We start from the raw sequence: 12,081 nt of genomic DNA, 5'->3' as shown, positions 1-12,081 counted from the left end.
GATCAGTTATGGAGTATAAAACGCATTTAGTATCAACGGTGGTCGTAGGCTTGCCGGTTATGGCAAGTGGCGGACAAGTGGATGTATTGAATATGGGGATGCTGGTATTAGGAAGTTTACTTCCGGATATCGATCATCCGCAATCATTTTTAGGAAAAAGAAATAAAATCGCGAGCGGCCTGACCAATAAGGCATTTGGGCACCGCAAGGCCACTCATTCTTTGGCGGCTTTAGTGCTTGTTTATTGGTTAATGAGCGTGATTGCCGCGCACTATTTGACCAGTCGTGGGATCTATACTCCTTTTTGGCTGACGTTTGGTTATTTATGTCATTTATTAGAAGACAGTTTTTCACGGGATGGTGTTAATTGGTTGTGGCCTAAAAAAAGGAAGGCTATACACGGAGCTCACCAGGTGGTTTTTTATAAGACCGGCGGTTTAGGCGAGTATCTGGTTTTGGGGTTGATGATCTGTTTGCTGGTGATCGAGATCCGCTTGTTGTGGATCGGTCAACTCGACCGTTTGTTGGCTGGCAAGTATCTTACTAACTTGCAAACCTGGCTTTTTTCACTTGACCAGTTTTTACCTTTTATTAAGTGAGAACGTATTTGTTAAAATTTGACTGTGTTTTTTGATAGATTTTTCTTTTTAACTGGTGCTACAATAACAATGTAGTAGGAGTTTTATAAAAATTACAAATACGAAAAATTTTAACAATGAGAAGGGGGCGTAGTTTATGCTCAGAAACCAGGAAATGTTGGTCACTGCAGCTGAAAATCTCAAAGAACACGGTATCAAGAATACACCGCAACGTCAGGCGATTTTAGCTTATTTGATGACTTCGCATGAGCATCCGTCAATTGAAATGATATATGAGCATGTTCGTCAAAGCGGCTTTAGCGTCAGCTTGGCGACTGTTTATAATACGCTTGAATTATTACAAGCTAATAAATTGATCACTGAAGTTGCTCCGGATAATGATGGGCATATGCGCTATGATTATTTGGACAAGCCTCATTATCATGTGATCTGTGTTTCTTGTAATAAGATCGTTGATGTGTTTGATGATTCGTTTAAACAGTTGGAAAAGAAAGCGGCGGTTGAAACAGGTTATCAGATTTATAATAGTCAATATGAAGTTTATGGTCTTTGTCCGGCATGTCAAGCAAAGCAACAAGCAGCGCATGAGTAAAAGACTATTGACTTTTTAGACATGATAGCATAGGATAATTTTAATAATGCAATGAAGTAACGCAGTAGAGTCTTAGGCACTAGTCAAGAGAGCTGATGGTTGCTGGAAATCAGCCTATCCTAAGAACTTGAATTACATTATGGAGCAAGATTCGGTTGATCCCGTTACAGATAGTTAAGGTGACTGCAGCAGTGCAGTAATCTGGGTGGTAACGCGGAAAATTTCGTCCCTGATGTCTTTGAGACATTGGGGGCTTTTTTTGTTTTCAAAAGCCGATGTGGTGATCACTTGGTTCAGCCGACCAAACTAAGGATGGCAATTTGACGTTTTTGGTTTGCAAACAATTGAGCCCATATAGTTAGTATTGATAGAAGCAGAGAGGATGGTAGAATATTGGAAAATATTATTGATGAATTAAGATGGCGTGGAGCTATCAATCAAGTCACAGATGAAGAAGGATTGTACAAACTAGTTAACGATAAGTCGGTTGGCTTATACTGTGGGACAGATCCTACTGGGGATAGTTTGCATATTGGTCATTTGATCCCTTTTATGATGCTTAAAAGATTCCAGATGGCCGGTCATCGTGCTCACATCATTATTGGCGGAGGAACAGGTTCGATCGGCGATCCGTCTGGGCGTAACTCAGAGCGGACTTTGCAATCGATGGAAACTGTTCACCATAACGAAGAAGCTTTGACTGCTCAAATGAAGAAATTGTTTGGTGCTGATAACATTACTGTCGTTAATAATTACGAGTGGTTATCTAAAATCGACTTACTAAGTTTTTTGCGTGATTACGGCAAACTGTTCAACATCAATACAATGCTCAATAAAGAAGTAGTTGCAACTCGTTTGGAAGCCGGGATCTCATTTACTGAGTTTACTTATCAAATCTTGCAGTCCGTTGATTTCCATCATTTGTGGAAAGAACATGATGTGCAGTTGCAGATCGGTGGTGCTGATCAGTGGGGTAATATTACGAGCGGGATCGATCTGATCCATAAAATGGAAGGACAAGAAGCCCAGGCATACGGTTTAACGATCCCACTAATGGTCAAAGCTGATGGAACTAAGTTTGGTAAAACGGCTGGCGGCGCAGTTTGGCTAGATCCAAAGAAGACGACTCCATACGAATTTTATCAGTTCTGGTTGAATCAAGATGATCGTGACGTAGTGAAATACTTGAAGTACTTTACTTTCTTGTCACGCGCAGAGATCGATGAGTTGGCTGAAAAGGTCAAGACTCAACCTGAAAAACGAGAAGCGCAACGTAGGTTAGCTGAAGAAGTAACAGAGTTTGTGCATGGCAAAGACGCTGTTGAACAAGCTGAACGTATTTCGCAGGCACTATTCTCAGGTGATGTTAAGGCTTTGACTGCTGATGATATTGAACAAGGCTTTAAAAATATGCCTTCAGTCGAATGTTCCAGTGAACCGACAAATATTATAGAATGGCTAGTGGATACCGGCATTGAGAAATCTAAACGGCAAGCACGTGAAGATGTCAATAACGGTGCGATCCGGATCAACGGAGATCGTATCAGAGACCTTGAACATGTGATCGATCCAGCGGCTATGTTTGATGGTCGTTTTGTTATAGCTAGACGTGGAAAGAAGCGTTATTTCTTAGCTAATGTTAAGTAAAACCTTAAGTAGATCCGTTTGATCGAAGTAGGGCTCTACTCTTACATAGTTTCTTTTGTTGCAATTTGTAATGAAGTTACGTAAGAGCAGGGCTCTTTTTGTGTTTATATGGTGTGTGATCGGTGCTCTTTAAATTAAAATATAGGTTGAGGGTGCAGTCTTATGTGCTGAGGATAGTTAATTTGTTTTATGGTTGCCGGCAGTTGATCATTGTTATTAGTCGTAAATTTTTAAAAATTTTTTGCATTTTTTAAAGTCGAATTATAGGAAAAAGCAAGGCTATTTCGACTTAAAACTTTATATTTTTTGAAATATTATAGTTTTAAGTTCGTGAATCGAAGAAATTTTGTTATTTTGAATAACTTTAATAAAAAAATGGCAGTTGACGTATTAAGAATTAGCTTGTATATTTATATATGCTGATTGATTAGTTATTAAGTTTCTGATTTTTCTTCACGTTCAGCAAATATTCAATTAAATTTTTTTAAAATTATTGTTGACATTTTTGCTCAGCGTGGTAAACTAATAAAGTTGTCATTTCGGCAACACAGCAAGTAATAATCAAGTGGATCTTTGAAAACTGAACAAAGTTTCGACAAATCAAATGTGTGAGGTCGCTTATCTTAACGATAAGTGCAAACAACATTTGCGAAGTCAATTCGCTAGTAAAATTTATGAGTCACAAACTTTAAAATGAGAGTTTGATCCTGGCTCAGGACGAACGCTGGCGGCGTGCCTAATACATGCAAGTCGAACGCAATCTTTTAACAATGAGTGCTTGCACTCAGCGTTTTAAGTGCGAGTGGCGAACGGGTGAGTAACACGTGGGCAATCTGCCCAAAAGTGGGGGATAACACTTGGAAACAGGTGCTAATACCGCATCAACCGGCTGACCGCATGGTCGGCCGGGCAAAGACGGCGTCAGCTGTCGCTTTTGGATGAGCCCGCGGCGTATTAACTAGTTGGTAAGGTAACGGCTTACCAAGGTGATGATACGTAGCCGAACTGAGAGGTTGATCGGCCACATTGGGACTGAGACACGGCCCAAACTCCTACGGGAGGCAGCAGTAGGGAATCTTCCACAATGGACGCAAGTCTGATGGAGCAACGCCGCGTGTATGAAGAAGGTCTTCGGATCGTAAAATACTGTTGTCAGAGAAGAACACGTGATAGAGTAACTGCTATGACGCTGACGGTATCTGACCAGCAAGTCACGGCTAACTACGTGCCAGCAGCCGCGGTAATACGTAGGTGGCAAGCGTTGTCCGGATTTATTGGGCGTAAAGGGAACGCAGGCGGTCTTTTAAGTCTGATGTGAAAGCCTTCGGCTTAACCGGAGAAGTGCATTGGAAACTGGAAGACTTGAGTGCAGAAGAGGAGAGTGGAACTCCATGTGTAGCGGTGAAATGCGTAGATATATGGAAGAACACCAGTGGCGAAAGCGGCTCTCTGGTCTGTAACTGACGCTGAGGTTCGAAAGCGTGGGGAGCGAACAGGATTAGATACCCTGGTAGTCCACGCTGTAAACGATGAATGCTAGGTGTTGGAGGGTTTCCGCCCTTCGGTGCCGCAGCTAACGCACTAAGCATTCCGCCTGGGGAGTACGATCGCAAGATTGAAACTCAAAGGAATTGACGGGGGCCCGCACAAGCGGTGGAGCATGTGGTTTAATTCGAAGCAACGCGAAGAACCTTACCAGGTCTTGACATCTTTTGACCATCTGAGAGATCAGAATTCCCTTCGGGGACAAAATGACAGGTGGTGCATGGCTGTCGTCAGCTCGTGTCGTGAGATGTTGGGTTAAGTCCCGCAACGAGCGCAACCCTTATTGTCAGTTGCCAGCATTCAGTTGGGCACTCTGGCGAGACTGCCGGTGACAAACCGGAGGAAGGTGGGGATGACGTCAAGTCATCATGCCCCTTATGACCTGGGCTACACACGTGCTACAATGGACGATACAACGAGTCGCGAGACCGCGAGGTTTAGCTAATCTCTGAAAGTCGTTCTCAGTTCGGATCGTAGGCTGCAACTCGCCTACGTGAAGTCGGAATCGCTAGTAATCGCGGATCAGCATGCCGCGGTGAATACGTTCCCGGGCCTTGTACACACCGCCCGTCACACCATGAGAGTTTGTAACACCCAAAGCCGGTGCGGTAACCATTTTGGAGCCAGCCGTCTAAGGTGGGACAGATGATTGGGGTGAAGTCGTAACAAGGTAGCCGTAGGAGAACCTGCGGCTGGATCACCTCCTTTCTAAGGAAAATTACGGAAACTCACACGATTTGTTACATGAAACTTTGTTTGGTTTTGAGAGGTCTACTCTCAATCCATAAATCAATAATTTATGGGCCTATAGCTCAGCTGGTTTAGAGCGCACGCCTGATAAGCGTGAGGTCGATGGTTCGAGTCCATTTAGGCCCATTTGTGATGGGGGTTTAGCTCAGCTGGGAGAGCACCTGCTTTGCAAGCAGGAGGTCAGCGGTTCGATCCCGCTAACCTCCATTGATGACGTTAGTCATCATGGATCCGTTCTTTGAAAACTGAATAACATTTATTTCTTGATCAATAATTTTATTAAACCGAGAACACCGCGTTTGAAAGAGTTTCAAACAAGAATTCAATTATTAAGTATTAAACGCAAACTCATGACCCATTTATCTTTGATAAATGAGAGGTTAAGTTAGGAAGGGCGCATGGTGGATGCCTTGGCACTAGGAGTCGATGAAGGACGTGACTAACTGCGATATGCTTCGGGAAGCTGTAAGTAAGCAATGACCCGGAGATCTCCGAATGGGGCAACCCAATGACTGTAACGAGTTATTATCGCCGGCTGAATACATAGGCCGGTGGAAGACAGACGCAGGGAACTGAAACATCTAAGTACCTGCAGGAAAATAAAGAAATTTCGATTCCCTCAGTAGCGGCGAGCGAACGGGGAACAGCCCAAACCAAGAAGCTTGCTTCTTGGGGTTGTAGGACTGGACATTTGAGTTACCAAGAAAAACTGTAGTCAAACGGCCTGGGAAGGCCGGCTAGAAAGGGTGACAGCCCCGTAGACGAAACAGTTTTTCCTCAGTCCAGGATCCTGAGTACGGCGGAGCACGTGAAACTCCGTCGGAATCCGGGAGGACCATCTCCCAAGGCTAAATACTACCTAGTGACCGATAGTGGACCAGTACCGTGAGGGAAAGGTGAAAAGCACCCCGGGAGGGGAGTGAAACAGTTCCTGAAACCATGTGCCTACAAGTAGTCAGAGCCCGTTAAGGGGTGATGGCGTGCCTTTTGTAGAATGAACCGGCGAGTTACGTTAACGTGCCAGGTTAAGGTGGAAAGACCGGAGCCGCAGCGAAAGCGAGTCTGAACAGGGCGCACGAGTACGTTGACGTAGACCCGAAACCAAGTGACCTACCCATGTCCAGGTTGAAAGTGCGGTAAAACGCACCGGAGGACCGAACCCGTGTATGTTGAAAAATGCTGGGATGAGGTGTGGGTAGCGGTGAAATTCCAAACGAACTTGGAGATAGCTGGTTCTCTCCGAAATAGCTTTAGGGCTAGCCTCGGAAGTTAAGGATCGTGGAGGTAGAGCACTGTTTGGACTAGGGGCCCGTCTTGGGTTACTGAATTCAGATAAACTCCGAATGCCACTGATCTTGTTCCGGGAGTCAGACTGCGAGTGATAAGATCCGTAGTCGAAAGGGAAACAGCCCAGACCACCAATTAAGGTCCCTAAATATGTGTTAAGTGGAAAAGGATGTGGGATCGCACAGACAACTAGGATGTTGGCTCAGAAGCAGCCACCATTCAAAGAGTGCGTAATAGCTCACTAGTCGAGTGATCCTGCGCCGAAAATGTAACGGGGCTAAACACATTACCGAAATTGTGGATCCGACCGTCAGGTCGGGTGGTAGGAGAGCGTTCTAAGGGCGAAGAAGCCGGACCGTCAGGACCGGTGGAGCGCTTAGAAGTGAGAATGCCGGTATGAGTAGCGCAAGGTCAGTGAGAATCTGACCCACCGTATGACTAAGGTTTCCTGGGGAAGGCTCGTCCTCCCAGGGTTAGTCGGGACCTAAGCCGAGGCCGCAAGGCGTAGGCGATGGACAACAGGTGGAGATTCCTGTACTGATCAGATCTGTTTGAGCAATGGAGGGACGCAGGAGGCTAACGGAGCGTGCAGCTGGAATTGCACGTCCAAGCAGCGAGTCGCAAAACGAGTGAAAGGCTTGTTTTGGTGGTAGATGAGCTGTGATGGGGAGCGAAATTTAAGTAGCGAAGGAAGTCATGTCACACTGCCGAGAAAAGCTTCTAGCGAGGATCTGATCACCCGTACCGCAAACCGACACAGGTAGTCGAGGAGAGTATCCTCAGGTGAGCGAGTGAACTCTCGTTAAGGAACTCGGCAAAATGACCCCGTAACTTCGGGAGAAGGGGTGCTGGTCGACAGACCAGCCGCAGTGAATAGGCCCAGGCGACTGTTTATCAAAAACACAGGTTTCTGCAAAATCGTAAGATGACGTATAGGGGCTGACGCCTGCCCGGTGCTGGAAGGTTAAGAGGATGAGTTAGCGCAAGCGAAGCTCAGAATCGAAGCCCCAGTAAACGGCGGCCGTAACTATAACGGTCCTAAGGTAGCGAAATTCCTTGTCGGGTAAGTTCCGACCCGCACGAAAGGCGTAACGATCTGGGCACTGTCTCAACGAGAGACTCGGTGAAATTATAATACCCGTGAAGATGCGGGTTACCCGCGACAGGACGGAAAGACCCCATGGAGCTTTACTGTAGCTTGATATTGGGTGTTCGTGCAACTTGTACAGGATAGGTAGGAGCCGTAGAAAACGGGACGCTAGTCTCGTTGGAGGCAGTGGTGGGATACTACCCTCGTTGTATGAACACTCTAACCCGCGCCGGTTGATCCCGGCGGGAGACAGTGTCTGGTAGGCAGTTTGACTGGGGCGGTCGCCTCCCAAAAGGTAACGGAGGCGCCCAAAGGTTCCCTCAGAATGGTTGGAAATCATTCGCAGAGTGTAAAGGCAGAAGGGAGCTTGACTGTGAGACTTACAAGTCGAGCAGGGACGAAAGTCGGGCTTAGTGATCCGGTGGTTCCGTATGGAAGGGCCATCGCTCAACGGATAAAAGCTACCCTGGGGATAACAGGCTTATCTCCCCCAAGAGTCCACATCGACGGGGAGGTTTGGCACCTCGATGTCGGCTCATCGCATCCTGGGGCTGTAGTCGGTCCCAAGGGTTGGGCTGTTCGCCCATTAAAGCGGTACGCGAGCTGGGTTCAGAACGTCGTGAGACAGTTCGGTCCCTATCCGTCGCGGGCGTAGGAAATTTGCGAGGATCTGTCCTTAGTACGAGAGGACCGGGATGGACACACCGCTGGTGTACCAGTTGTCTTGCCCAAGGCAGCGCTGGGTAGCTAAGTGTGGATGAGATAAACGCTGAAAGCATCTAAGTGCGAAACTCGCCTCAAGATCAGATTTCCCATTCCTTTATGGAAGTAAGACCCCTGAGAGATGATCAGGTAGATAGGATGGAAGTGGAAGTGCCGTGAGGCATGGAGCGGACCATTACTAATCGGTCGAGGACTTAACCAACGAGTCGCGTGAGTGGGCTCGGTCAGATAAAAGCAGCAAGAAATGAATGTTAGTCAGTTTTGAGGGAATGGATCTCTCAAAGAAAAAAACAGAAGTGCGGTGGCGATAGCACGAAGGCTACACCTGTTCCCATGCCGAACACAGCAGTTAAGCTTCGTCACGCCAAGAGTAGTTGGGGGATCGCCCCCTGTGAGGGTAGGTAGCTGCCGCGCTTTGTTTTTGGAGGATTAGCTCAGTTGGGAGAGCGTCTGCCTTACAAGCAGAGGGTCATAGGTTCGACCCCTGTATCCTCCATTTTTCTTGAGTCGTTAGCTCAGTTGGTAGAGCATCTGACTTTTAATCAGAGGGTCGACAGTTCGAGCCTGTCACGACTCATTGCTTTTTTTGCGGGTGTGGCGGAATTGGCAGACGCGCTAGATTTAGGTTCTAGTGTTTTTTAACGTGGGGGTTCGAATCCCTTCACCCGCACCATTTTAATGCCGACTTAGCTCAGTTGGTAGAGCATCTGATTTGTAATCAGAGGGTCGGGCGTTCGAATCGTCTAGTCGGCATATGCGGAAGTAGTTCAGTGGTAGAACATCACCTTGCCATGGTGGGGGTCGCGGGTTCGAATCCCGTCTTCCGCTTCGCTGGAATTTTCAGTGAATTAAATTATAATAGACTTATATGCACCCATAGCGCAATTGGATAGAGTGTCTGACTACGAATCAGAAGGTTGTAGGTTCGACTCCTACTGGGTGCATTTTTTATCGGGAAGTAGCTCAGCTTGGTAGAGCACCTGGTTTGGGACCAGGGGGTCGCAGGTTCGAATCCTGTCTTCCCGATCACTACAATATATCAAAGATAGCTTTATGACAGAGTAATTTGTTATTGAAGTTGTCTTTTGTGTTATTTGCATATGTTCAACGGGAAGTAGCTCAGTTTGGTAGAGCGCCACGTTCGGGACGTGGAGGTCGCAGGTTCGAATCCTGTTTTCCCGATAACTTTGAAGGCAGACGTTTTTGAGGGACTTTGTCAAATAGTGTTGATGGCCCATAGAATTCTATCTTTATGGTAGGGTTCTTTTTTTACTGCCATAGCTAGATTAAAGTGTTTGGGTTGGGAGGCAGGTGCGGGTCCGAAGCGTAGCGAAATGGGCCCGCACCTGCCTCCCACAGTGTTGACCTAAATTTTTTATCTTAGGCATGGATCAATTTGATGCGGATAAAGAAATGCCTTAAGTTACTGAATCCGTAACAGCTACGTTTAAGTTCTTTGATCTTGCGATTGATCCCCTCTAACGGCCCATTAAAGTAGTCATAGAGACAAGCGTTCCTGATCCCTAAGTAGTTCTTTTGAATGGTCCTCATGACGGTATCCATTTCAGTACCATTGGGACGGTAGTTCATAACTAATTGTTGTAAAGTAGCCCGATCGCGGTTGCGAATAAAGGTTAAGATCGTTTGATAGGTCTGATAGTTTTCTGCGAACTGTGGAAAATTCTTGAGTCCCAGATCGACCACATTTTGGGCAGTCGTGTATTCATTTAATCCCCGATAATATTTAACCTGGGAGGTCTCAAGTTGATTTTCAGCTAAGTGGAATAAGCGCCAGTTGCTTTTTAAAACTTTATAGTTGCGGTCGTGGTGGTCGTTGATCCCTTTTAAAACACGCAGCCGTTCATGGTCAAGTGCCCGACCCGCTAACTGAACAATATGGAAACGGTCAAAGACGATCAGGGCGTTAGGAAAAAGACTACGGACGAAAGTCTGATACTGCGCATTCAGATCCATGGTCACCAGTTGAACTTTTTGACGCTCAGAAAGTGTATAAGTATTGGTGAAATACTCGCGGATCGTCTGCGAGAGACGATCTGGCAATAAGGTGACCAAATCATGGGTTTTTGCGTCAATGCAGATAAAAGAAAAGCAGTTCTTAGTTGAACGAAATTCGTCAAAACTGAGAGCTGTCGGCAGCTCTTTGGGCGTTACTAAAGCTCGCTGATCCTTATACAAGATCCGTTGAACCGAGGAAGCTGAGATTCCCACGGTCTGGCTGATCGTTTTGACTGGCAGTGAGTTCTTAGCCAAAGTCGCGATTTCGTGGACTGCTTGGCGGGTGATCGAGTGCCGAGGTGGAGCGAGCTGCGTCTGCGCGCTAAAAGTATGGTGGCAAGTCCGGCACAGATAACGCTGTTTGCGCAAGTTCATGCGGAGCGGTTGTTCACCTAGGCTGGGTAGTCTCATCTTGGTCAGGCGGGTCCCATTCTGAACGATATTCGTGGAACCACAATTAACACAGCGTTCGACGGGGTAAGTCAGCGTAGCTGAAAGCAGTTTTTCGTGAACTCCGGCCTGTGAAAAATCAGTACAAGCTGAAATTTTGATATTTGGGTCTTGGATATTGAGTAAATTTAGGATAGAATCAGTTTGGGACATCATTTATACCTCGCTTTGATTTGGTTTTGTCGCTTTAATCGTAGCATATGAGGACAAATGATGTCCTTTTTTGTACAAAAATAGTGCTGATGAACGCTCATCAACACTAAAAAGTTTAGACCCGTTTTTGACGCCTGTCTTTTTTGTGGCCTAATTTTTGAGAACAGCGAGCAAGGATCTTATTTTGTGCGTTTTAGTTGCAATTTTTTGAACTATGGCCATAATAGAGCATCTGATCAATGTTTTATAGTGAACGATTTGCAGCTGCGGCATGTAATGGATAGCTGTAAGGGACTGAAACATCAAAATGTTAGATAAAGTACCTTGGTTTATGCGCTGAGCGGATCGTATTTTGATAAGTCCTAGGAGTAAGAAAATAAAAACATCAGCGTTAGTGGGGTTAAGAAAAAACGGCCCAAGAAAGACCGTCGTCAAAAGAAATGACAGCTATCGCTAGAGATAAATATAATAAAATAAGTTAGCTTTGTTTCCATGGGTTACTCGCTTTGATTAGTGGTAGTTTAAACAACTCAAAGAAAATACTTGCGGTCAGATCATTATAAGGAGTACAATTTGTCAGCGTGATTTGAAAGATATTTAAACAAATATGGCATTATCTTTGCAATTTGACCATGTTTCCATATATAATAATAGTCAATATTAGTCAAAGTTGGATAATAAGGAATGTGGTTTAAATGCAAAATCGCAACATATCCGATATTATTGAGAAGTATCTCAAAAGTATTTTAGCCGATTCGCAAAAAATAGAGATCAAGCGTTCTGAGATCGCGGAGCAATTTGATGTTGTTCCTTCTCAAATCAACTATGTTATCAAAACGAGGTTTACGATCCAAAATGGATATTTAGTTGAGAGTAAACGCGGTGGCGGCGGATACATTCGGATCGCAAAAGTCAATTTGATCGACGACACCGATGTTTTGGACCAACTGATCGATCTTATCGGAGAAAGTATTACTTCTGGTAAAGCTTTGCAGATCATACAAAGTCTTTACGAGGATAAGTTTTTGACACAAAAAGAAGCAAACCTAGTATTAGCGACTATGGATCGGACGACTTTAGATTTTGCCGATAAACGTTTGGAAAACGCGGTTCGTGCACGGATCTTAGTTAGTGTTTTAAATCGCTTAAGGTGTGCAGATTGATTTGTATCTTGTGATCGTAAAAAATAGCTTAAGTAAAGAAGTCTTCTTTTTTAAAGAAAAGAATTT

General features: G+C 45.3%; 5 protein-coding genes, 10 tRNA genes, 3 rRNA genes and 1 other annotated feature. Of the genes, 17 read left to right on the top strand and 1 reads right to left on the bottom strand.

The window, feature by feature from the left end:
- Positions 1 to 8 precede the first annotated feature (8 nt).
- The 16 genes from BQ5903_RS09015 to BQ5903_RS08940 all read left to right on the top strand — a co-directional run bounded on the left by BQ5903_RS09015 (position 9) and on the right by BQ5903_RS08940 (position 9,415).
- A complete protein-coding gene (locus BQ5903_RS09015) occupies positions 9 to 599 on the top strand; it encodes a metal-dependent hydrolase (protein ID WP_010498444.1) in 591 nt (196 codons plus the stop codon).
- Between the two features lie 136 nt (positions 600 to 735).
- Positions 736 to 1,191, top strand: coding sequence for a Fur family transcriptional regulator (locus BQ5903_RS09010; protein ID WP_010498446.1), 456 nt, complete (start codon positions 736 to 738; stop codon positions 1,189 to 1,191).
- Positions 1,192 to 1,233: 42 nt separating this feature from the next.
- Positions 1,234 to 1,425: a binding site (T-box leader), on the top strand.
- 159 nt (positions 1,426 to 1,584) lie between these two features.
- A complete protein-coding gene (tyrS, locus tag BQ5903_RS09005; protein ID WP_010498448.1) occupies positions 1,585 to 2,838 on the top strand; it encodes a tyrosine--tRNA ligase in 1,254 nt (417 codons plus the stop codon).
- 689 nt (positions 2,839 to 3,527) lie between these two features.
- Positions 3,528 to 5,091: ribosomal RNA gene (locus BQ5903_RS09000) — 16S ribosomal RNA — on the top strand.
- A 93-nt stretch (positions 5,092 to 5,184) separates the two neighbouring features.
- A tRNA-Ile gene (locus BQ5903_RS08995) sits at positions 5,185 to 5,259 on the top strand.
- Between the two features lie 8 nt (positions 5,260 to 5,267).
- Positions 5,268 to 5,340 (top strand) — tRNA-Ala (locus BQ5903_RS08990).
- A 171-nt stretch (positions 5,341 to 5,511) separates the two neighbouring features.
- A 23S ribosomal RNA gene (locus BQ5903_RS08985) occupies positions 5,512 to 8,435 on the top strand.
- A gap of 95 nt (positions 8,436 to 8,530) precedes the next feature.
- Positions 8,531 to 8,647: ribosomal RNA gene (gene rrf, locus BQ5903_RS08980) — 5S ribosomal RNA — on the top strand.
- The 16S, 23S and 5S rRNA genes sit together here with 10 tRNA genes alongside, the layout of an rRNA operon.
- 9 nt (positions 8,648 to 8,656) lie before the next feature.
- Positions 8,657 to 8,729: transfer RNA gene (locus BQ5903_RS08975), tRNA-Val, on the top strand.
- Positions 8,730 to 8,737: 8 nt separating this feature from the next.
- A tRNA-Lys gene (locus BQ5903_RS08970) sits at positions 8,738 to 8,810 on the top strand.
- An 11-nt stretch (positions 8,811 to 8,821) separates the two neighbouring features.
- Positions 8,822 to 8,906 (top strand) — tRNA-Leu (locus tag BQ5903_RS08965).
- 7 nt (positions 8,907 to 8,913) lie between these two features.
- Positions 8,914 to 8,986: transfer RNA gene (locus BQ5903_RS08960), tRNA-Thr, on the top strand.
- A gap of 3 nt (positions 8,987 to 8,989) precedes the next feature.
- Positions 8,990 to 9,061, top strand: a tRNA-Gly gene (locus BQ5903_RS08955).
- Between the two features lie 42 nt (positions 9,062 to 9,103).
- Positions 9,104 to 9,177: transfer RNA gene (locus BQ5903_RS08950), tRNA-Arg, on the top strand.
- A gap of 8 nt (positions 9,178 to 9,185) precedes the next feature.
- Positions 9,186 to 9,259 (top strand) — tRNA-Pro (locus tag BQ5903_RS08945).
- A gap of 82 nt (positions 9,260 to 9,341) precedes the next feature.
- Positions 9,342 to 9,415 (top strand) — tRNA-Pro (locus tag BQ5903_RS08940).
- A gap of 198 nt (positions 9,416 to 9,613) precedes the next feature.
- Here BQ5903_RS08940 and BQ5903_RS08935 read toward each other — a convergent pair.
- A complete protein-coding gene (locus tag BQ5903_RS08935) occupies positions 9,614 to 10,855 on the bottom strand; it encodes an ISL3 family transposase (RefSeq protein WP_079579373.1) in 1,242 nt (413 codons plus the stop codon).
- Positions 10,856 to 11,547: 692 nt separating this feature from the next.
- Between BQ5903_RS08935 and BQ5903_RS08930 the strand changes: the two genes are divergently transcribed.
- Positions 11,548 to 12,015, top strand: a complete 468-nt coding sequence (locus BQ5903_RS08930) for a CtsR family transcriptional regulator (RefSeq protein WP_010499357.1) — start codon at positions 11,548 to 11,550, stop codon at positions 12,013 to 12,015.
- Positions 12,016 to 12,081: the final 66 nt, after the last annotated feature.

Origin of the sequence: Ligilactobacillus acidipiscis, assembly GCF_900116935.1 — a bacterium.
Taxonomy (GTDB): Bacteria; Bacillota; Bacilli; order Lactobacillales; family Lactobacillaceae; genus Ligilactobacillus; species Ligilactobacillus acidipiscis.
The sequence above is the reverse complement of the archived record's forward strand: the minus strand, read 5'-3'. Positions and strand labels throughout refer to the sequence as shown.